The organism is Vibrio sp. Vb1574, assembly GCF_033338675.1.
The window spans coordinates 1-1,110 of record NZ_JAWOTC010000387.1; the positions used below are offsets into that span (position 1 = coordinate 1).

Below are 1,110 nucleotides of genomic sequence, written 5' to 3' on the forward strand. Positions count from 1 at the left end.
CGGATGGTGTTAATCCAACGGCTAGCGACAGTGATAGTTTGATTGTGAATCGTGTTAACGATGCACCGACTGTTGAAAATGCCATTGCAGACCAAGTGTTATCGGAAGATTTCGATGCATACACGATCGACTTGAATGAAGTATTCAAAGATACTGATTCCTCGCTAGAATTCTCAGTTTCTGGCAATAACAGCATCCAAATCTCTATTGTGAGTGGCGTTGCTACCATCACTCCGACTGCGGATTGGAATGGCAAAGAGACAATTACGTTCACAGCTAAAGACCCAAGTGGCGAGGGCGTTAGCCAAACGGTGGACTTTACAGTAGCACCAGTAGTCGACATCAAGGCTGACAGCACAAATGTAGTCGAAGACACACCAACCATCATTAACGTCTTAGGTAACGACACGTTTGAAGGCGCTGATAAAGTGGTGTCTTTGGACGCTGAGAATAGTCCTAAAAATGGTACCGTCATCGTGAATAGCGACGGGACGGTGACGTACACACCAGATGATAACTACGTAGGTAAAGATACTTTCACTTACGTCGTGACATCAGATGGAGTGTCAGAATCCACCACCGTTGAAGTCAATGTAACACCGGTCAACGATGCGCCAGTGGCGAAAGATGACATCGCTACGACACAAGAAGACACTGCAGTTACTATTGATGTTCTGTCAAACGATACTGATGTGGATGGCGATAAGTTGTCGATCCAATCTGCGACTGTTCCTGAAGCACAAGGTAAAGTAGAGATCGTTGATGGCAAACTCGTCTTCACTCCGGCAGAAAACTTCAATGGCCACGCTGAAATCACCTACACCGTAACGGACGGTCAATTGACCGACGAAGCGAAAGTAACTGTTACAGTAAATCCAGTAAACGATGCGCCAACCATCAAGGTTGATGCAGTAGAAAGTATCACTGAAGATGCAGTGAGCACTGATACGGTAGTCGCAACCTTAACGGTTCGCGATACTGACACTTCTGAAGACCAATTAACCGTTTCTTTAGAAAACAACTCAAACGGCTACTTTGCGTTAGTTGGCGATGAAGTCAAGCTGACTCAAGCGGGTGTTGACGCGGTTAACAACGATGAGCTCAACCTTA

Annotated in this window: 1 protein-coding gene; it reads left to right on the forward strand. The window is 45.9% G+C overall.

The genetic code is table 11. The annotated features are described in order from the left end of the window. Positions 1-1,110, forward strand: a 1,110-nt coding sequence (locus R7O12_RS26370) for a tandem-95 repeat protein (protein ID WP_318127023.1), incomplete at both ends; no start/stop codon positions are given.